Annotated in this window: 16 protein-coding genes and 2 pseudogenes; 1 reads left to right on the top strand and 17 read right to left on the bottom strand. The window is 70.5% G+C overall.

Annotated elements, in window-relative coordinates; all coding sequences use genetic code 11:
• Window positions 1–33: 33 nt before the first annotated feature.
• The 10 genes and pseudogenes from OHS81_RS06995 to OHS81_RS07040 all read right to left on the bottom strand — a co-directional run bounded on the left by OHS81_RS06995 (window position 34) and on the right by OHS81_RS07040 (window position 10505).
• The gene (locus tag OHS81_RS06995) at window positions 34–2541 is read right to left on the bottom strand and encodes an AfsR/SARP family transcriptional regulator (RefSeq protein WP_328383452.1); all 2508 of its coding nucleotides are present in this window, start codon (window positions 2539–2541) and stop codon (window positions 34–36) included.
• A 392-nt stretch (window positions 2542–2933) separates the two neighbouring features.
• Window positions 2934–3635: a class I SAM-dependent methyltransferase gene (locus OHS81_RS07000; RefSeq protein ID WP_328383453.1), complete on the bottom strand. Its 702-nt coding sequence runs from the start codon at window positions 3633–3635 to the stop codon at window positions 2934–2936.
• Between the two features lie 50 nt (window positions 3636–3685).
• Complete coding sequence (locus OHS81_RS07005; protein WP_328383455.1) at window positions 3686–5056, bottom strand: acyltransferase family protein; 1371 nt, start codon at window positions 5054–5056, stop codon at window positions 3686–3688.
• Window positions 5049–6050 (bottom strand): alpha/beta hydrolase, encoded by a 1002-nt coding sequence (locus OHS81_RS07010; RefSeq protein ID WP_328383457.1) that lies wholly within the window; start codon window positions 6048–6050, stop codon window positions 5049–5051. The genes OHS81_RS07005 and OHS81_RS07010 overlap by 8 nt, the downstream gene beginning before the upstream one ends.
• A gap of 193 nt (window positions 6051–6243) precedes the next feature.
• Complete coding sequence (locus tag OHS81_RS07015; protein WP_328383459.1) at window positions 6244–6726, bottom strand: hypothetical protein; 483 nt, start codon at window positions 6724–6726, stop codon at window positions 6244–6246.
• 396 nt (window positions 6727–7122) lie between these two features.
• The gene (locus OHS81_RS07020; protein WP_328383461.1) at window positions 7123–7806 is read right to left on the bottom strand and encodes a DUF998 domain-containing protein; all 684 of its coding nucleotides are present in this window, start codon (window positions 7804–7806) and stop codon (window positions 7123–7125) included.
• Between the two features lie 202 nt (window positions 7807–8008).
• Window positions 8009–8375 (bottom strand): annotated as a pseudogene (locus OHS81_RS07025) (hypothetical protein); the annotation flags it as partial.
• A gap of 153 nt (window positions 8376–8528) precedes the next feature.
• The gene (locus tag OHS81_RS07030; RefSeq protein ID WP_328383463.1) at window positions 8529–8876 is read right to left on the bottom strand and encodes a hypothetical protein; all 348 of its coding nucleotides are present in this window, start codon (window positions 8874–8876) and stop codon (window positions 8529–8531) included.
• Window positions 8873–9550: a DUF6232 family protein gene (locus OHS81_RS07035; protein WP_328383465.1), complete on the bottom strand. Its 678-nt coding sequence runs from the start codon at window positions 9548–9550 to the stop codon at window positions 8873–8875. Before OHS81_RS07035 ends, OHS81_RS07030 begins: the two co-directional genes overlap by 4 nt.
• 148 nt (window positions 9551–9698) lie before the next feature.
• Window positions 9699–10505 (bottom strand): annotated as a pseudogene (locus tag OHS81_RS07040) (IS5 family transposase).
• Window positions 10506–10755: 250 nt separating this feature from the next.
• Here OHS81_RS07040 and OHS81_RS07045 point away from each other — a divergent pair.
• Window positions 10756–11100 carry a hypothetical protein gene (locus OHS81_RS07045; protein ID WP_328383467.1) on the top strand — a complete coding sequence of 115 codons (345 nt, stop codon included), beginning with the start codon at window positions 10756–10758 and terminating at the stop codon, window positions 11098–11100.
• 147 nt (window positions 11101–11247) lie between these two features.
• Here OHS81_RS07045 and OHS81_RS07050 read toward each other — a convergent pair whose 3' ends face one another.
• The 7 genes from OHS81_RS07050 to OHS81_RS07080 all read right to left on the bottom strand — a co-directional run bounded on the left by OHS81_RS07050 (window position 11248) and on the right by OHS81_RS07080 (window position 17632).
• Window positions 11248–12063, bottom strand: a complete 816-nt coding sequence (locus OHS81_RS07050; protein ID WP_328383469.1) for an ABC transporter permease — start codon at window positions 12061–12063, stop codon at window positions 11248–11250.
• Window positions 12060–13043, bottom strand: coding sequence for an ATP-binding cassette domain-containing protein (locus tag OHS81_RS07055; protein ID WP_328383470.1), 984 nt, complete (start codon window positions 13041–13043; stop codon window positions 12060–12062). Before OHS81_RS07055 ends, OHS81_RS07050 begins: the two co-directional genes overlap by 4 nt.
• A gap of 95 nt (window positions 13044–13138) precedes the next feature.
• Window positions 13139–14125, bottom strand: coding sequence for a clavaminate synthase family protein (locus tag OHS81_RS07060; protein WP_328383471.1), 987 nt, complete (start codon window positions 14123–14125; stop codon window positions 13139–13141).
• Between the two features lie 81 nt (window positions 14126–14206).
• Window positions 14207–14425: an MbtH family protein gene (locus OHS81_RS07065; RefSeq protein WP_328383472.1), complete on the bottom strand. Its 219-nt coding sequence runs from the start codon at window positions 14423–14425 to the stop codon at window positions 14207–14209.
• Between the two features lie 63 nt (window positions 14426–14488).
• Entirely contained in the window at window positions 14489–15499 is a 1011-nt protein-coding gene (gene sbnA, locus OHS81_RS07070; protein WP_328383474.1) for a 2,3-diaminopropionate biosynthesis protein SbnA, read from the bottom strand.
• A gap of 42 nt (window positions 15500–15541) precedes the next feature.
• Window positions 15542–16576, bottom strand: a complete 1035-nt coding sequence (sbnB, locus tag OHS81_RS07075) for a 2,3-diaminopropionate biosynthesis protein SbnB (protein WP_328383476.1) — start codon at window positions 16574–16576, stop codon at window positions 15542–15544.
• A gap of 33 nt (window positions 16577–16609) precedes the next feature.
• Window positions 16610–17632 (bottom strand): TauD/TfdA family dioxygenase, encoded by a 1023-nt coding sequence (locus tag OHS81_RS07080; RefSeq protein ID WP_328383478.1) that lies wholly within the window; start codon window positions 17630–17632, stop codon window positions 16610–16612.
• Window positions 17633–17649: the final 17 nt, after the last annotated feature.

Raw genomic sequence — 17649 nt, forward strand, 5'->3', positions numbered from 1 at the left:
CCCGCAGGCGAACGGCGCGACGGCGCCGACCCGTCAGGCGATCGCGAGGGACCGGAGCAGCAGGGCGGAAACATCCTCGACCGGCCCCGTGGCCCTGCGGGCTTCCCCCGTGCCGAGCCCGGCAGGCGGCTGCCCGGGGCGGCCCACCCCGGGGAGCAGGTCGTCCCCGACCCGGTCGAGCGCGGCCATCCCGCACAGGGCCAGCGCCCGACCGTAGGCCTCGCCGAGGTCGGTGAAGAGGCGGAACGCGGTCTTGAGCAGGTCCTTGGCACGGTCGTAGCGGTGCCGGCGCATCTCCACCGAGGCCAGCTCCAGGGTCATGGCCGCCTCGCCGCGGCGGTTCCCGGCCCGCCGCACGGCCACCAGCGCGCTCTCGGTGACCGCCCGCCAGTCGTCGCAGGCGTTGCGGGCCTCGAAGAGTGCCGCGGTGGACATCACCAGTTCCCAGGCGAGTTCGTCCACGCCGAGCCGGGAGAGCTGCCGCACGACGGCGACCACCGAGGCCCGCTCGGCGTCGAACCAGGCGAGCGGGGACTCCAGCAGCCCCCTGGCCAGGGACGGTTCGAGGGGGCGGCGCGGGGTGGTGCCGAGCAGCACGGTGAAGTCATCGCCGAACTCCCGTCGGTGCGCCTCGCCGGCGAGGGTGAGCCAGCCCTGCCAGGCACGCTCGCGGGCCGCCCGCCGCTCCCTCTCCGGCTCCTCCGCTCGCGCCCGCTCCCGCGCGTACAGCTTCAGCAGGCTGTGGAAGCCGTAGCGGACAGCGCCGGCGTCGTCGATACCGACGACGGTGAGCAGGTTGACATCGACCAGCTGCTCGATGAGCTTCTCGGCCTCGGCGGTGGGCAGGTCGAGCAGGGCGCCGCCGACCCAGGCGGCGAAGTCCGGCACATCCAGCAGGGACAGCCCGCGGAACATCCGGGCCAGGTCCACGGGCAGGGCGCGGTAGGTGGCGGCGAAGACGGAGCGCATCTCCAGGCCGCCCGCGGCCAGTTCGTCCAGCCGCCGCGGCTCCTCGGCGAGCCGGTCGACCAGGTGGCGGACGGACCAGTGCGGCTTGGCGGCCAGGCGGGTGGCGGCGATCCGCAGCGCCAGGGGCAGTCCGTCGCACAGGGCGCACAGGGTGTCCACGGCCGCGAGGTCGGTGGCCCCGCGCGCCTCGCCCGCGATCCGGCGGACCAGCGCGGACGCCTCCTGGGCGGGCACCAGGCCGAGGGCGATATGGAGCATGCCGTGGAGCGCCGCCATGTGCTCCTGTTGCTCCCTGCTGGTCACCACGACACGGCTGCGGCCGCTGCCGGGCAGCAGCGACTTGACCTGGTCGACGGTGCGGACGTTGTCCAGCAGCACCAGGATGCGGCGCTCGGCGAGCAGGCTGCGGTGGAGCGAGATCCGTTCCCCGGGGTCGTCGGGGATCTGCTCGCCGGGCAGGCCCAGGGCCCGCAGCAGGCGCCCGAGCACGGCGTGGGCCGTGGCAGAACCCGGGCCGCGCTCGTGTTCGGAGACGTCCACATGGAGCTGCCCGTCGGGGAAGCGCGCGGCGACGCGGTGTGCCCAGTGCACCACGAGGCTGGTCTTGCCGACGCCGGCCATGCCGGTGACGAAGCCGGTGGTCGGCACCGTTCCGAGGGCGTCGTCGGCCAGCAGGGCGTCCAGCCGCCGCAGCTCCGCCTCCCGGCCGATGAAAGCGGGCACGTCCGGCGGGAGGTCGGCCGGTACGGTCCGGGCGGCCGGTGCCGCCGCCGGGCGCTCGGCCTCCTCGGGGCGGTCCGGTCCGGGCTCGTCGCGCAGGATGGCGTGGTGCAGCTGCTGGATCGACAGGCTCGGCTCCAGGCCCAGCTCCTCGACGAGCTCGTTCCGCCAGACGCGGAAGCCCTCGGCGGCCTCGAGCCGCCGCCCGGACCGGAACTGGGCCAGCATCAGGTTGTGCCGGAACTGTTCGTGCTGGGGGTAGTCGTTCACCACGGCGGACAGCACCGGTATGAGTTCTTGGTGACGGCCCAGTTCGAGTTCGACGCCGGTCCATGCTTCGTACGCCGCCAGCCGCTTGGCCTCCAGGCGCGTCTCCGCGTCCTCGGCGAGCTGCCCGCCCACACCGATCAGGGGCCGGCCGCTCCACAGGTCCAGGGCCTGCTTGTAGAGCCGGCTGGCGTCCTCCAGGGAGCCTTTGCGGACCCTCTCGCCCCCTTCGGCCACCAGCTTCTCGAACTCGCGGACGTCGAGGAAGCTGCACTCGGTGTTCAGGCGGTATCCGGGGTGGGCGGTCACGATCACCGGGGCCTGATGCCCGGCGGCCTTGAACGCCTTGCGCAAGGCACCCACACAGATGGCCACTTGGGTGCGTGCCGAAGCCGGCGGCTCATCGCCCCAGACCGCGTCGATCAGCGCGTCGACGGAGACCACTCGTCCCCAGGCCAGGGCCAGTGCGGCAACGATGATCCGCTGCCGGGGCCCTCCGATGGCGACGGTCTCGTCGCCGACTCTCGCCGACAGCGACCCCAGCAAGGTATAGGCAACCCAGTCAGCCTGTGATCGCTCCCCCACGGCATACCCCCATGCCTCACGCCGCACCGAACGTACGGTCGAGTCACCCTAGAGCAGAATCTGCGCCAAGATCGCGGGAGTGGCCGAAATGTTTCGCTGATCCCACCTTTAGACGGCTAAAACGGAACACACATTCCGCCAGGTACGCAGTGGTCGTCACCGCGCGGATCGTCACCCGTCAGCTCCGGGGCCCGGTATGGGATGGTTGCGGTGCGCGGCAGATCTGTCCGGATCCGACCGCAGGTTGACTCTTTCTTGACGTCTCCGTCCCTCGGTGTGCCCGTAGTGGCCTGAAACCTCTGTGCGCCTCCTGAGAGGGCGGCGCCCCGCCCCGCGCCGCACGGGCGGCGCGGGGCGCGGGGGATGGGCGCCGCAGGGAGGTGGACCGGGGGTTACAGGCTGGGCAGATCGAAGAAGATCATGGGGTTGTGGCGGCTGTCGCGCACCGGCTCGTCCAGCCCGAGACCCTTCTTGATCTCGGCTATCTCCGCGTACTCCGCCGGGGACTTGGCCGGGGACGGCGTGAAGAACTCCACGTTGTTGTCGGCCAGCCACTTGACGATGACGGAGCCCTCGCTGAACGGCTTGGGGCGACGCCCGTGGTAGACGTCGTGAACGCTGGTGGGCGTGCCGCCGGGCACGGCCGGGAACAGGTTCTCTATGTACCAACGGGCGAAGCGCGCACCGTGGTCGGCGTCGATGAAGAGGTAGTCGACATCCTGCGGAATGCTGTCCAGGTTCTCGCGGACATCGCCCTTGGTGAAGGTCCACTGGCCGGTCAGTTCACCCGGCACGTTGCGCACCACGTGGTCCACGATGTCGAACGAGTACAGATGACCGGTGCCGTTGTCGCGCAGCGCGCTCAGCTGCCAGATGGTGGACCAGCCGTAGAAGGTGCCGATCTCCACCACCTTCGCGGGCCGCAGCTCCCGCAGCCGCATGTAGGTGATCTCCGCCTCGACGTCGTCCAGCTGAGCCTTCATGGCCTTGCCGCGCTCCCTCAGGAGACTGCGCTGGGAGTCCTTGACCTTCCTCAAGTCGGCCTCGTACTTGGTGTACAGAGTGCGCAGCGAATCGAGAGAGAGTGCTTCCATTGCTCCTCCAAGGAATACCGGAAGGGCCGTTCCGGCCGCTTCCGTGACATTCAGACGGGCCGGCCCGATGGCTTGCGAGCGGTACGCCCGCGCCCGGTCCGGGACGTGTTCTCCGCCTCACGGAAGGCGATGCACAGCACCACGAGCACGATCGCGAATACCGGTACCCAGCCGATGCGGGCCAGCGCCCACAGCGGGTGATCGGGATTGGTGTGCAATCCCGACAACGGCCGCCCCGTTCCGAGGGAGGTCACCGTGACCGTGAGCATGGCCGTCTGATGCCAGAGAAAGATCGTGATCGCCGAAAGGTTTATCACGGTCGCTCCTGCCCAGGCGAATTGCCACGGACGGGCCCGTAGTTCTTTCCCCGGCACGGCAGGTGACGTCAGGGGCGAGGGCCGGCCCACCAGACGCCGCAGCGGACCGCACAGCAGCATCGCGGCACCGCACTGGGCCAGACCGAAGGTGACGGCGGCCAGCGTGACGGGGTTGAGGTTGGAGATCCGCGAACCGGGGACGCCGACCATGCTCGCGGGGTAGCCGCACCACAGGATCAGCCCTGCCGTGCTCACGGCACCGGCGGCCAGCAGCACGACGGCGTACCGGCGCCGGGCGAACCCGCCCGCGGCCCAGGCCGCGCCCAGGGCGAAGGGCACCAACCAGCCCGCGAGGACATTGCCTTGACGGGCCGCGTCGACCCAGCCGACGTCACCGAACACCAAGCGGGCGCCGTCCGTCGCCACCACATAGCCGCCGCCCAGGACCGCCGCCGTCACGCCCGCCCGGCGCACCAGCGGGGTGAGAGCCGTCAGCAGGGCGAAGACCAGCAGGAACCAGAGCGGGGAGATCACAAGGTTGAGCAGTGTGTGGATCGTCTCGTGGGCGGTATCGGCCACGACCAGGCCGGCCAGCACCAGCAGCCACATCCCCAGCAGGGCGCCCACCGGTCCGGCCAGCCGGCGCAGCCGCTGCCGCAGCCAGGCACCGTAGCCGACACCGCGCGCCCTTGCGGAGTCGTAGCCCTGGGCCGCGACCCGCCCGCCGACGAGGAAGAAGACCGCCAGCGGCTGGAGTATCCACGACAGCGGGGTCAGCCCGGGCATGTGGGCCAGCGGGCTGTCGCCCAGCAGATGGCCGTCCGCGCGCAGTGCCACCGCGCTGACCAGCCAGTGCCCGAGCACCACACCGGTGACCGCCAGGACCCGCAGGACGTCGAGGGCCCGGTCCCGCCCGTCCGGGGTGGCCGCGTCGATCCGCAGGACCGCCGCGTGCAGCCGGTCGAGGGCCGTGCGGAGGGGGGCCGTACGGGCGGGAGCAGAACGGGCGGGAGCCGTACGGGCGGGAGCCGTACGGGCCGAGGCGCCGGCCGGCTTGGCGTCGGAGACCGGCCGGCCCCCGGCGTGCGTCTGAAGGTCAGCCATGGGACACCTCCGCACCACGGCCGAGGCCGATCATCGCGAGGTTGCGTACGGCGAGGCCGCCGGGTTTGAAGTAGTCGCTGTGGCCGCCTCGGCCCGCGTCGAACGCGCGGGCCCCGAAGGTGCGGCTGACCGGGTCCGTACCGAACCCGATCGTCGCGCCGGGGACGCTGACGCTGGTGTGCGGCACATCGGCGATCCAGTCGCGCGCGCCCCGGCCCGCCCACACCGGCACCCGCACGGCGAGGTCGGTGACGGACCGAAGGCCCATGCCGGGGCTGCCGACGACGGCGATCCCAGCGAGGTTGTCCAGCGGGGCGGCCGCGTTCGCCGGGCTCGCAACGGCACTGCCGCAGACCGCCGAGCCGTAGGAGTGGCACATGAGCGTGACCGGCGCGGCCGGGTTGACCTTCTTCAACTCGGCGATGAACGTGCGCAGTTGACTGCCGCCCGCCCGGGCGCGGGCGGTGGTGACCACATCCCGGCTGAGGGTGCGCGGGGCGTGATAGCCGAGCCAGCCCACCACCGCGACATCGGTGTCCGGGGAGAGCCGTCGCATCTCCGCCCGCACCGCACGGGCCCCGCCGGCCAGCGCGGCCTGGCGGGTGCCCAGCTCGTCGAAGGTGTCGATGGTGGTGTCCGAGCCGGGCACCACCACGACCACGCGGTCCGCATGCGCCAGGTCGCCCAGCACCTCCACGGCCAGGCCGTCGTCGCGGGTGGCGAAGGAGAGGAACGTCCTTCCGTGCGCGGCGAGTTCGGCCAGATGACCGGCCCTGGAGGTGTCGCCCATCCGGCGCGCGGCGCGCTCGGACCGCTCGATGAAGTCGTGGGTGGCCGCGTACCGCTCGGCCAGGGTGTCCGCCTGGACGGCGGGCAGCCGCGGCGGGGCGGGCATACCGCCGGCCGCCGAACCGGAGGCCGCGGCGACGGAGAAGACCATCGCGCCGGCGGCGACGCACGCCGCGAACGCGCGGCGCACCACGGATGCTCGCACGAGACCGCCTTCCTGCTCACTTCGATGACAGGAAGACGCTATTTCTCGCGCCCCCCTCGCGCGTCACCCTCAAGAGCTCACTGCACGGGTAGCTCTCAGGTATGACGGGGACTCCCTCAGGGGGCATCCGGCCTCGTCCAGCCGTCCGCCGGAGCCCCCACCGTGTCCGCTGTGTGACACACGACGTCCGTCTTCACAGTCGCTTGGTGGCGATGCGCCGCCCGTGAGCGTCGAGAATGACGAGGTTCCTCGCCGCCCCGGGCCCGTCGTCCGTGTCCCACCACTGCGTGAAGGCGGCGGCGAATTCTTCGGCCTTGGCCCGTGAGCGGTAGTCGGTGGACACTTCAACGTCATAGTCGGGGCCCGTGAGTTCGACGGTGACGACGCGGCCGGCATGACGGGCGGTCGCTGTATCGCCCTCGGTCCGCCCCGCCCATGCCCGGAAGACTTTGAGGAGCCGCGGATTCGACTCCCGCTTGGTCAGGGGGTGGGCCGGAGGGTGCCGCGGGGCGTCGCCGACCCCGTCATGACAGCCCTTCACCCAGGCCCCGCGGTCCTGGTCGGCTTTGGCTCCCGCGTCAAGGGCACGACGGGCACAGCCGCCCCCCACCGCCTCGCGCACCGCGGCCCCTTTGCCACCCGCGTCATAGAGCTTCTGTCCTTCGTTGTACCCCACCTCATAGGCCTTCCTGAAGCCGGGTAAGGCCGTGGGACGCTCTCCGGCCGGGCTTGAGGCGCGTGCGCCGGCGGAGGCCGGTGTGCCGTCCGTGCCGCACGCCGATAACGCCACGAAGCCCGCGGCCACCGTCGCGGCCACCGCCGTGCGCCGCAATAAATAACCGTTTTCCGTACGCGGACTCATTCCCCGGTCTCCCAACGTAGGCGCGACTCAAGGCGTGAGAGCCCGCAATCGGCCCCTTTGGTTCCCACGCGAGAGAGCACCTCCCGCACCACCCACCGGCACCCCCCACAGCTCATCGGGCACCACCTCCACGCCCCCAGCACGACCGACAAACTGCTGTCCCAGCCGTACGAGATGGCCTCTCGAGTGCTCGCCCCCAACAACGCGTCGTCACCCATCGCGCCGGGCCTGATCGCTTCGAAGACGCGCCACCTCGCCCGCAGTGTCCGGCCGGCGGGCACGGAGTATGGCGAGGGCCATGACGAGGCTCCACGCGTCCAGCGCGCAAGCGGCGATACGTTCCAGGCCACCCAGCCCGATTCCGGGGTCGTGCTGACCGAAGAACATCCATGCCGCGAGGACCGCGGCGACGGCTATGGAGAGGGTTACGCTTCGCAGCCTGCCAAAGAGAGAATCGCGGGAGGAAAATCCGGCGAGGAGGAGCCCAAGATTTCCCAGCCCCATGATGAGGAGCGCGCCCCCTACATGAAGATTCTCCTCGACGTCTGCAGGAACAAGGCCAACCAGAACCCACCCGCCGGCACCGATGGCCAGCAGAATGCGGGAACTTGCCGATATCCCACCGCGGCCCCAGCAGGCTCCGGCCAGCAGCACGCCGGCGAGCAGTAGCGCACCGTGGACGGCGAAGCCGACGTTCATGGCGTCGTGCAGCGGCGAGCACACATATCGAGGCCTGGAGTCATCCCATATCCGGCAGCTGACATTGCCGAGATCGCTGATGTTGTTCTCCGCCCAGCTGTAGGGAGTGCGCCAGCCCGACTCCACGGCCAGCTGGACGACAACGAACTGCACGACGGCGACAATCCATGCGGCCGCACCGATCCTTGTTGTCACGGAGGTGCGGCATTCGGAGTGCGACGCGGATCTCGTGTTCATCATGGCCTTTCAGGCGGCGACTCGGACCTTTCTGTTGTGAACGTTCTCAGGCGACGGTGCTCCTGCGCATCGCTGCTCCGGGGGAATTCGGAGCCCCCGGAGGGGGAGCCGGTACTGGCTATTTCGTGGGAGACGCGCCGAGGGGCCCGAAGGTGAGGAGGGCGTCGTGGGTGACGGGCCTGCTGCCCCGACTGCCCTTCTTCCTGCGGTTGGCGGCCTGGTCCTTCTTCTCCGGGATAACCGCCTTGATACGGCGTTTGCGCAGGTGAGCGTGGTTGGCGTGGGAGGAGTACGCCTGGTCGCCAGCCACGGCGGCGGGCCTGATGCCGGGACGGCCGACGGGCAGACGTACGCGGACCTTGTTCAGGACGCATGGTGGTGGAGTCCACGCTGACCAGGGTCCTGTCCATCTCGTCCCTGCGGGCGGCCTCGGTGGTCAACGCCTCCAGCAGCGCCTGGAAGACGCCCGCGTGGCGCCATCGCATGAAGCGGTTGTAGACCGTCTGCCAGGCGCCGAACCGCTCGGGTCGTTTCGCCGCTATGTGCGCATGGTTGAGCTGGACCTTCGTGAAGGAGGCCGGGCGGGACCGGGGGCGGGACCCGAGCTTCGGGCCCGGCCTTCGCGGACAGCGTGAACCGCGCGTGACGCCCCCCGGGGGCCTCGCTCGTCGTCGCGTCCGCTACTGCGCGCCCAGGAGCTGGAGGATCCTGTTCACCGCTTCCACGATCGGCGCACCCAGCGCCCCGGCGGTCGCGGCGACGCCGGCGATGGCCATCAGGGCGCGGGTGCGGACCTGCGGCTGGACCACGGCGTCGGGGGCGAGGACCGGCAGGGATTCGTCGATCGTCTGCGCGCCCAGAGGCGACACCTCCGCGCGCAGGTGTCGAAGCTGTGTTGTCAATTCCGTCATGGCGGACCGCAGTTCAGGGTCCGTGGCGGCCGGCCCCGTGTTCTTCACCATGCCGATGTTCTCCCTGCCGTTTTTCATGGTGACGCTGTCACCGAAGTAGTAGTTGTCGCCGCTCATGACTTCGCCATCCCCACATTGCCCGATCCGCCGTACAAGTTGACGTTGTCGCCAAAGTGGTAGTTGCTGGGATTGATCAGGAGCGTCTCGGCCTTTACCTGGAACTCGACCTCGGGATTCTCGATCCAGTTCACGACCTGGCCGACGAGCTCATTGAGATGCTGGGTGCTTTTGCTGGTCACCAGGGCCGTCGACGCGCCGGACGTCTCGACGGCCAGCACCCAGTGGGAGGCGGAGGTCAAGACCGCCCCCAAATCCCCGGCGCAGTAGACCAGCGACACAACGGCGCCGAACCAGACGAGTCGGGTGATCGTTTGCGAGGATTCCTCGTCGCCGGCGAAGCCGGGGATTCCGTTGAGGATCACCAGGGCGAAGGCCACTGACAGGACGATCCCGACGCGCTTGAGGAAGAGCACGGTCGCCTCACCGCGCCGTGGGGTGAGCAGGAACGTGTACACCCGCGTAATGTTCTGCTGTGGGTAGGCGGCGCCGCCTACCCACAGCAGCCGTTTACTGGTCCGCAGGTCGACGCCGCCCGCCAGGTGCGGGGGTAACAACGGCTTGGGTGGAGAAGCGACTCGGTTGTGCCAGGGTCTGTCGCTACTGGCCGCTTTGGACCGTGACGTCGGCGGGGGCTGTTGCCGCGCCGTCTCCGGGTTCTCGGGGCTGTCCATACCCTGTCGATACCCCCCTGAGGCGTGTGATGCCCGTCACTGGACGATGAACTTTAGCGGGACGGAGGCGAACACCGCCGCTCCTTTCCGGGCAAAGATGGCGCAACGCAGGACGGAGGCTGCACTGAGCTCCCCCTTAGACCGTGTCCTACATGGTCAGTTTGAGGAGTCGCTTGTAGCAGCAGAGTGCGGCTGCCAGTCCGAGAAAGGCCGGGTAGTTGCCTGGTTCCCGCTCATAGCGGTGATTGTGTCGGCGGTAGCCGGTCAGCCAGGACATGGTCCGTTCGATGACCCACCTTCGACGGCCGAGTCGTTCGCTGGAGTCGATGCCCTTGCGGGCGATGCGGACGCCGATGCGCTTGCCCCACAACCATTTCCGCAGGTGAGGAACGTCGTACGCCTAATAGGCGCCGTGGGTTGGAATCGGTCGCGTGGGATTCGTGTCCCCTGTGGAAATGGGATGGCATCGGCTTCGGCGCGAGGCTGTCGTGGGTGTTGGCCGCGGACAGTCCGACCCGTAAAGGCAGTCCGAACGCGTCGGACAGGACATGCATCTTGGAACCGGGCTTACCCCGGTCCACGGGGCTCGGACCTGCAAGTTCGCCCCTTCTTTGGCGCGGACGTGGGCGGAGTCGAGGACCGCGCGGGAGAGGTCGACGAGGTCGCGTTCATCCAGCAGTTGGAGAACCTTCTGATGCAACCGACCCCAGAGCCCCGCACGGGACCAGATAACAAAACGGCGATGCACGGTCGACTTCGACGCCCCGAAACACGGTGGCAGCGCTCGCCAGGCGCAGCCGCTGACGAGTACATAGATGATCGCGGCGAACACCGCCTCATCATCGAGGTTCGCGACTCCACCGCCCTGCGGCCGCACCCGAGCCGGCGGCAACAACGGCCTGGCAAGGTCCCACAACCCATCCGGAACGATCCATCCCCAACGCCCACTCCCCATGCCCAGCACAACAGCCAACTGACCATGTAGGACACGGTCCAAGAGGGCCGGTGGCGGCAGCAGCCCCCTCCACGGACGGGGCTTCCCCCCGCCCGCGGCCCCTCTCGGCGCCCTCACACCAACTCCCGGCACAGTTAAGTAACTTGGCGACATTCGCGAAATAACTCGGGAATAACGCCTCTGGCTACGGTGGCGAGCGGCCTCGGGTTCCCGAGCGCTCAAGCCGACCGACCAGCCGAAGGGAAATCCCATGCGCAAGAACCTTTACCGCGCTCCCGTCCTCGCCGCCCTGTCCGCGGCCGCACTGCTCGCCGGCACCGGTGCCGCCCAGGCGGCCACCGGCGTCATAGACGTCCATATGTACAAGGGCGAACGGAACGTCTCCAACCCGGAGAACGGCAAGTGCTACAACGTTTCCGACGGGTACAACGACGGCCGGCTGCTGGTCACCAACAAGACCGACCGCAAGGTCAAGGTCTTCGTCGGCACCGACTGCCAGGGCACGGCGGACGCCGTGGTCGAGCCGGGCGCGACGTACCGGGCCAGCGAGAGCTGGGGCATGCTCTTCTACGTCCGCAGCGTCCAGGCCGTCTGAGCCGCACCGGGCAAGGGCCGGCGGGAGGGATTCCAGCCCTCTCCCGCCGGCCCTTGCCACGGCATCACCGTCCGCAATGTCACCGCCACAGCGTGATCGTTACCACACCACCGGCTGCGACATGACAGTGTTGACTGTCCGTCATTTTCAGCTGCGCGTACGGTACTTCGCCACACACAGCGGCGTGAGGACCGCGATGAATCCGACGCTCCACGCCACGGCCATCATCGCCGAGTGGGCGACCGGGCCGCCGACCATCAGATTGCGGGCGGCGTCCACGACCATGGTCATCGGGTTGTTCTCGACGAAGACCCGGAGCCAGGACGGCATGGTGTCCGGGGCGACGAAGATGGAACTGCCGAACTGCAGCGGCACCATCGCCAGCGTGCTCACGCTCTGCACGGTCTCCATCCCCCGCGCGGCCAGGCCGATGAACGCCTGCAGCAGGCACAGGGCGACCCCGTACAGCAACAGCACACCGACCGCGGCGACCGTGGCGGCGACGGAGGTGTGCACCCGGAAGCCGATCAGGAAGCCGAAGGCCAGGACCATCAGCAGACCGGCCAGGACGCGGACCGCGTCGGCGACGATACGGCCGATGAGCACCGCCGAGCGGGCCACCGGCATCGACCGGTAGCGGTCCATCACCCCGCTGGCGAAGTCCATGTTCAGGGCGATGCCCGAGGTACGGCAGGTGGTGGTGAGGGTCAGCGCCATGATGCCGGGCATCAGGTACTGCCGGTACTGCGCGCTGTCCCCGGCGATCGCGCCGCCGAAGCCGTAGATGAAGACCAGCGACAGCGTCACCGGCATCAGGGTGGCGTCGATGATCTGGCCCGGGCTGGCCGCCGCCTTGCGCAGGTTGCGGCGGCTGAGCGCCAGCGAGTGACGCACCAGCGGGCGCACTCCCCGCCCCTGGGCGGTCCGTGTCGCGGCGCCCCGGGCCATGGTCGGTGAACTCATGCCGCGCTCCTCGCCGACGGTGCTCCGGCCTGCGCCTGCGGGGCCCGGTCGGCCCCGGTCAGCGTCAGGAATACCTCGTCCAGGCTGGGCACGTGCACCGTCAGCCCGGAGAGCGGGATACCGGTCTGCCCCACCGTCCTGGCGACCTCGCTCAGCTGGGCGCCGTCGCCGGACAGCGGCAGCTGGATCTGCCCGGTCTCCTCGTCGGGCGCGGTGGTGGGGTGCCCCTGGATCTCCAGGGCCCGCCGCAGCGCGGCCGCGTCCCTCACCTGTTCGGGCCGGACGCACAGCACCTGGCCGCCCAGGCGCGAGCGCAGCTCCTCGGTCCTGCCGCGGGCGATGACCTGGCCGCGGTCGATGACGACCAGCGAGTCGGCCAGCGCCTCGGCCTCCTCCATGTACTGGGTGGTGAGCAGCACGGTGGTGCCCTGGCCGGCCAGCCGGCGTACCTCGGCCCACAGGGCGTTGCGGCTGTGCGGGTCGAGTCCGGTGGTCGGCTCGTCCAGGCACAGCACCCGGGGGTCACCCACCAGGCTGGCGGCCAGGTCGAGGCGGCGGCGCATTCCGCCGGAGTAGCCGCCGACCGGCCGCGCGCCGGCCTCGGTGAGGCCGAAGCGCTCCAGCATCTCGTCGGCCCGCGCCCTGGCGGTGCGGCGGGGGAGGTTGAACAGCCGGGAGATGACGTAAAGGTTCTCCCGGCCGGAGATGTCCTCGTCCACCGAGGCGTACTGGCCGGTGAGCCCGATCAGCGCGCGGACCTCGCGGGCCTGGCGCACCACGTCGTAGCCGCACACCAGGGCCCGCCCGCTGTCGGGCTTGATCAGGGTGGAGACCATTTTGACCGTGGTGGTCTTGCCCGCGCCGTTGGGGCCGAGCAGTCCGAGCACATGGCCGGCGGGCACCTCGAGGCTCACCCCCCTGACCACCGGCTTGCCGCCGTAGCTCTTGGCCAGATCCTCGATCAGGATGGCAGGAGTCATGAGGTCCTGGTTCTTTCGGTAGTGGTTCGCGCCGGTGGTTCGTGTCGGCACCGCCCGGCGCCGGCCGCTCGCGGCGGGCCGTGCCGGGCGGCTGCTCAGTCGAGGACGTAGCCGTCCTGCACCCGCAGGCCGCGGGAGCGGCGCAGGTCGTTGAGGACGAAGGTGCGCTGCAGCCAGCGGTCCTTGCCGTCGTAGCGCGGGATGAAGGCCGAACGGCCGTGCGTGGTGATGCGGTTGTCGACGATCGCCAGGTCGCCGGGGGCGAGCACGGTGCTCAGGGAGGTCCGGTCGAACGCGTCCTGGAGCTCGGCCATCGCCTGGGCCGCGCGCGCGGTGAGCGGCTCGGTGGCGGCGAAGTCGACGCACAGGTCGGGGTCGTCCGGCGCGCCGGTCAGGACCGGCTGCGGCTCGGTGTGCCCGCCGCCCGAGCCGCCGAAGGACGGCGGCGGGGCGGTGCGGAACTCCGCGCTGCGCAGCACCTCTCGGGCCTGCTCGCTCAGCAGCGGAAGTGCTGCGCGGATGCCCGCGGTGCGCAGTCCGGCGACCCTTTCGTGGTCGGCGCGCAGGCACAGCAGCATGACGTAGTCGGGCCGGTGCGGGTGGAAGGCGTTCTCGGTGTGGAAGGTCAGCAGGACCGAGCCGGCGTTGCCCTGGAAGTCTTCCTTGCCGGGGACCGGGACCACGTCCTGGACCAGCGCGCCGGTCTTCTCCGGGCGGAACGCGGCGGGGTCGCCGAGTCCGCAGGCGACCATCGTCAGGACCGCCGCGGAGATGCTGGCCTCCTGTTGCACCGAGTGGGCGGTGGACGGGGTGGCGGGCAGCGTCGCGCCGTCCACGGGCAGGCCGCGGATCAGCAGGACGCCGCTGGGGCCGGAGTCCCTGCGGAACTCACCCAGTGGGGCGCGCAGCCCGGAGGGCAGCTCGTTCCACTCCCGGCGGGCGGCGGCGACCCACTCGTGGCTGTCGACCTTGCCGTCCGCGGCCCCGCGCAGCCGTCGGGCGACCACATCGGTCTGCGTGGCGTCGTCGCCCGCTATCGTCACGACCGTCGCCTGTGCGCCGGTCTCCAGTACCACAGTCATCGAGCTTCACCTTCTGGTGGAACGTGTAGGTGTACGGGGCCCTGACGGCTGCCGTCGCGGGCCGGCGGCGGCGCCGCGCGGTCAGCCGGCGCTCTCCATGGCGCGGACCAGGCTCAGCGGGCGCATGTCGGTCCACTGCTCGGAGATGAAAGCGAGGATTTCCTCGCGGCTGCCCTCCTCGCGGGCGGCGCGCCAGCCGGCCGGCACATCGGCGAAGACGGGCCACAGGGAGTACTGGCCCTCGTCATTGATGAGGGCGAGGTAGCGGGCGTCGTTGTCCTCGAACGGGTTGGTGCTCATTGTCGTGTGCCTCTTTCCGGGTTCTTGGGGTGCTCGGCTGTCGCGGGGCGGGCGGCGGCCCGGCTAGGACAGCGCGGTCAACGGGAGGGGTGCGGGGGCGGCACCGGCGACGGCATCGGCATCGAGCACGCCGGGGCCGTAGACGCCCTGCGCCCAGTTGGTGAGGTAGACGGTGTCCAGGTAGCGCTCCCCCAGGTCGGGGGCGATCGCCACGGCTTCGGGCCGCTCGGCGCCGGCGTGTGCGGCCAGCCAGCGGGCGGCACCGCTGACGACCGTTCCGGTGGAGCCGCCGAACAGGAAGCCGCGGGCGGCGAGCCGGTGGCACATGCGGAGGGTGTCGGGTTCGGGCACCATCACCACGTCGTCGACGAAGGACTCGTCCAGCAGCGGCGGGCGCACTCCGGTGCCCAGGCCCGGGATCATGCGGGGGGCCGGCGGGTGGCCGAAGGTGACCGAGCCGACGCTGTCCACGGCCACCACGCGGACGGCGGGGCGGTGCTCCTTGAACCAGCGGGCGCAGCCCATCAGCGTTCCGGTGGTGCCGGCGCCGACGAACAGGACGTCCAGGCCGGGGTGGCTGCGGGCGACGGCGGGCGCGGTGTGGCGGTGGTGGGCCTGCCAGTTGGCGTGGTTGGTGTACTGGTTGAGCCAGACGTACCGCTCGTCCCGCTCGCACAGCGCCTGGACGTGTGCGATGCGCGCGGCCAGGAATCCGCCCTCGTGCGCCGGTTCGGTGACGGTGTGCACCACGGCGCCGAACGCCTCCATCAGCCGCTTGGAGGCGAGGTTGCAGCGCGAGTCGGTGACACAGACGAGGCCGTATCCCTTGCTGGCCGCGATGACGCTGAGCGCGACGCCCAGATTCCCGGAGGAGGACTCCACCAGGATCGATCCGGGGGTGAGCTCCCCCGACTCCTCCGCGGCCTCCACCATGGCGACGGCGGCCTTCTGCTTGACGGAGCCGGTGAAGTTGAACCCCTCGCACTTCAGGTGCAGCGGGATGCCGAGCACCGCGTCGAGGTCGACGTACAGGTCTTCCTCGTTGAACTCGTGGGGGGCCGAAATGATCGGCACGAGACCTCCCTGCCTGGCCGGGCGTTGATGCGGTGGACTGCGTCAGCCGTAGCGCTGCATCTCATGGAAGAAGTCGTCGACGACGTTCAGCTGCCCCAGGGCGCGGACCGCGTCGTAGACGTGCTTGCCGAGTGCGAGATCGAGGACGCCCAGGCCGAAGGGGGAGAAGAACACCGGGCGGTCGGCGGCCGGGCTCAGCTTCCCGGTCAGCACGTCGTGGAGCGTGCCGTGGACGAAGTCGCGGTGTCCCAGCTGCTGTTCGGCCAGGTGCAGGGAGGTGTTGGCCTTCAGGCAGTGCTCGACGTCGTCGACGATGTTGGTGCCGGTCAGCACGACCTCGGGCGCGAGGTCGCGCAACGAGACGTGCAGCACCAGCGGGTTGTGGGCGAACAGGCCCGGGTCGGTGACGTGCGGGGTGCCGGCGATGGTGGCGAAGACGACCAGGTCCGAGGAGCGGATCAGGTCCTCGGGGGTGTCGTGGACGGTGATGCTGCCACTCTCACCGGACTGGTCGAGGTACGCGGTGAAACCGGCCGCGTGCTCGGCGGACAGGTCGTGCACGCCGACCTCGTCGAAGGTCCAGCCGGTCTCGCGCAGCAGGCGGTGGATGAAGCGGGCGATGAGGCCGACGCCGAAGAAGCCGATCCGGGCCGGGCGGGTGCGGGTGGCACCGATCCGGTCGGCGGCCAGCGTGGCGGAGGCGGCGGTGCGCACCGCGCTGATGATGGAGCTCTCCAGGCAGGCGAACGGGTAGCCGGTCTCGTGGTCGTTGAGGATGAGGACGGCGGACGCCCGGGGGATGCCGGCCGCCACGTTCTCCGGGAAGCTGGAGATCCACTTCACTCCGTCGGTGCGGACCCGGCCGCCGATGGAGGCGGGCAGCGCGATGATGCGCGAGGAGGGCTTCTCGGGGAAGCGCAGGAAGTACGAGGGCGGGTTGACGGTGTCGCCCTCACCGTGCAGGCGGTAGGCGGTCTCGATCAGGTCCACCACCTCCTGGCCGCGGCCGTCGAGAACCTGGCTGACCTGTGCTCCGGGGATCACCGCAAAGGAGGGCGCCGGGTGCTGCTGGGACATGAAGAACTCCGTGGAGAAGTGCGGGATGGACGGTCAGACGGCCGTGGGGCGGGCCGGTACGTCGGTGCGTACATGGCCGGTGAGGCGCACCGGGTCAGCGAAGAGCGCCACGACCTCGCGGTCGCCCTGGTACGCCTCGCGGCTGTGCGCCATCCGCAGGTTGTCGACGACCAGAAGGTCGCCGGTCTGCCAGGGTTCCCGTGACGTGGCCGCGGTGTAGGCGGCGTTGATGGTCTCGATGACGTCCTCGGTGATGGCCTCGCCCTCGCCGAAGCGGGTGTTGAAGGGCAGCGATCCCGGACCGTAGAAGGAGGTCAGGTACTCCCGGACCGCCGGGTCCAGGGTCAGCTCGTTGAGGAAGGCGATCTGGTTGAACCACAGGCGCTCGCCGGTGACGGGGTGGGCCATCACCGCGGCACGCCGCTGGCGGGTGCGCAGCGCGCCGTCCGCCAGCCACTCGTGCGCGATGGCGTGGCCGGCGCAGTACGCGGCCGCCTCGGCACGGTCCTCGGAGCCGAAGGCTTCGAGCCGGCTGACGCCCACCTCGCGGTAGTCGCGGTCCAGCAGCCAGCCCTCGCGCTCGAAGCGCTCGACGAGGCCGGCGGGCAGGGTGCGCAGCAGCGTCCGGGCGTCGGCGACCGCGGTGGCGCCGCCGGAGGCGGGCGCGGTCAGGCAGCCGAAGAGGGCGAGGGAGGGCACCTCGACGGCGTAGCTCAACTCGTGGTGCATGCACATCGGTTCGTCGGCCGGCCACTGGGAGGCGGAGTAGACGCCGTCGCCGTGGTCGGTGCGGCTGGTGAAGCCCTCGCGCTCGGTCATCGGGGTCACCCCGAGCCACCGCGCGGCCCGCGCCAGGTCCGTGGGGGCGCTCAGGCCGAGGCCCCGTACGAGCAGGGCACCGTGCCGGGCGACCAGGTCCCTGACCGCCTGGCCGGGCAGCGTCTCGAAGTCCGCGCCGGGGACCTCCAGCAGGGGGGTGCGCCCCGCGTCGAGGGTCGGCTCGCGGCCGTCGGGGAGTGCCGCGCCGGCCGTGTTGCCGTCGGTCGTGACCGTCATCGGGTTGCCTTTCTGGG

Source organism: Streptomyces sp. NBC_00400, from assembly GCF_036048035.1.
Classification (GTDB): Bacteria; Actinomycetota; Actinomycetes; order Streptomycetales; family Streptomycetaceae; genus Streptomyces.